The sequence below is a fragment of the Pseudomonas sp. P5_B2 genome (genome assembly GCF_056400445.1).
The window spans coordinates 1-2,267 of the sequence record NZ_JBFULH010000634.1 but is presented as its reverse complement, the minus strand read 5'-3'; the positions used below and the strand labels follow the sequence as shown (position 1 = coordinate 2,267).

1 protein-coding gene and 2 pseudogenes are annotated in these 2,267 nt (G+C 56.8%); all 3 read right to left on the bottom strand.

Annotation, left to right across the window (positions count from 1 at the left end):
* Positions 1–163, bottom strand: a pseudogene (locus AC1DRJ_RS25000) (IS5/IS1182 family transposase); the annotation flags it as partial.
* Positions 164–525: 362 nt separating this feature from the next.
* Positions 526–1,824 (bottom strand): tricarballylate/proton symporter TcuC, encoded by a 1,299-nt coding sequence (gene tcuC, locus AC1DRJ_RS24995; RefSeq protein ID WP_477804515.1) that lies wholly within the window; start codon positions 1,822–1,824, stop codon positions 526–528.
* 50 nt (positions 1,825–1,874) lie between these two features.
* A pseudogene (gene tcuB / locus AC1DRJ_RS24990) lies at positions 1,875–2,267 on the bottom strand (tricarballylate utilization protein TcuB); the annotation flags it as partial.

Sequence of the window (2,267 nt, the reverse complement as noted above, 5' to 3'; positions counted from 1 at the left end):
TTGCAGCAGGATCAACACCTTCAAACCCAAGTGCACCCAGGTCGAGTTCATCGACGAAAACGTCGACCACCCGGACTGGATTTTCTTCGGTCACGTAATCATCCAGGCACTCCGGCAGCAACGTGACTTGCGTCCGAGCCTCACCTTCAATAAATCGCTTCATGATCGCCCCCGCTACGATCTCGACGATCAGAAGATTAGACAATTGCGGGAGTTTTCACACAGCCTGGGCCSATAGCAGCCGGTCGTAGGCCATACGAATAAGCGCAAGACAGATCTCGTACTACGATGATGTTAAATCGACCGTCTCTTGCGCTTTTGGAATAGCCGCATCCTGCTTCGGGCCCTTGATCGAGTTGAATCAAGGGCCACATATTGAGAAATTATTCGAAAAATCTGTCTATGCCCATTGAATGGGATCTTTAGGCCGATTACTGCCCTGACGAAAGACTGTAATCGACCTCATGCCACTCCAATTCGGTTCCCGCCGTGGATCGACGCGTGGTAAGCGTCGGCGATTAGGAACTAAACGGTTCTGACTGCCAAAGCTTTTTGCCGACGATACAGAATCGTCGTCGCCGTGAACCCGCACACCGCCGCGAACATTAGCCAGTAGGCAGGTGATGCCTTGTCGCCCGTGGCCTGGACAAGTAGCGTCGAGATTGCCGGGGTAAAACCGCCAAACACCGCGGTGGCCAAACTGAAGGCCAGTGAAAACCCGACTACCCGCACGTTCTGTGGCATGACTTCGGTCAGTGCCGCGACCATGGCGCCGTTGTAAATGCCAAAGAAGAATGAGAAGTACAGCAGAACAGCGAGGAGTCGTTCGAAACTCGCCGCCTCTGCCAGCCAGTGCATGGCGGGATAGGCGGTGAAGATGCACAGCAACGATATCGCCAGCAACAGTGGCCGACGGCCAATGCGGTCGGAGAGGGCGCCGCCGATAGGCAGCCAGATAAAGTTGCTGATGCCGACCAGCAGTGTCACCACCAGGCTGTCGGTGGTGCTTAGGTTCAGTACTGTCCTGCCAAACGTCGGTGTGTAGACCGTAATCAGGTAGAACGTGGTGGTGGTCATGGACGCCAGCAAGCCGCCCGCCAGTACGGTGCGCCAGTTGTCACGCATCGAGCGAAAAACTTCGCGGGTTGTTGGACGATGGCTGCGAGCAGTGAAGGCAGCGGTTTCTTCCAGTGAGCGGCGAATAATGAAAATGAACGGGATGATCACGCAGCCAATGAAGAACGGAATACGCCAGCCCCAATCGGCGATTTCAGCGGCTTGCATCGTGGCATTGATCGTGTAGCCCAACGCGGCCGCGACGACGATCGCCACCTGTTGGCTGGCCGATTGCCAACTGGTGTAGAAACCGGTGTGACCGGGGGTGGAAATTTCCGCCAGATACACGGAAACACCGCCCATTTCCGCGCCGGCGGAGAAGCCCTGGAGCAGCCTGCCCAACAACACCAGAATCGGTGCCGCCACGCCGATGGCGGCATAGCCCGGCACCAGGGCGATCAATACGGTACCGGCGGCCATGATCGACAGCGTCACGATCAGCCCCTTGCGACGGCCCACCTTGTCGATGTACGCCCCCAGCACGATGGCGCCTAACGGACGCATCAGGAATCCGGAGCCGAATACCGCGAAGGTCATCATCAGCGAGGCAAACTCGCTGGTGGCTGGAAAGAAGGTCTGGGAGATGTAGGTCGCGTAGAACCCGAACAGAAAGAAGTCGAATTGCTCGAGAAAGTTACCGCTGGTGACCCGCAAAATGGCGCCCAATTTGGACCCATTGGCTCGGGTTGTTGCCGTTGTCGTTTTCATGATGGCTACCGTTATGCTCACTATTGTTTTTGGAATGAGTGTTTTAACCGTCAGTCGCTGCCGGCGTTGATCGGGTTGGGTTGACGCTTCTCGATGGCGTGTTTGAGCAGCGCTGCGCTGCGGAATATTCCATGGGCGAATTTGCTGTAGGGCATGGTCAAGAAAAACGCCATGACCAGGCCGAGATGGATAGCCAACATCAAGCCCAAGGCGCTGGTTTCACGCAAAGCCAGTAGCGCGAGGCCGCTTGCGCTGACCAGAAACAGCAGCGCGATGAAGCCGCGATCCATGGGTTTTTGGTTCTCATCGCCGTGCGCAGGGTTGCGACGTAGGTTCAGCCAAAGAAGACCCGCCGGGCCGATCAGCAGGCCGATGCCACCGGCAATACCCAACATCACGGGCAAGCTGAAGATCGGATAAGGCGCCGACCACTTCAGCAGCAG

What these genes read in the sequence shown, in the direction of transcription:
- tcuC (WP_477804515.1), bottom strand. Translation starts at nt 1,824, where the DNA reads ATGAAAACGACAACGGCAACAACCCGAGCCAATGGGTCCAAATTGGGC.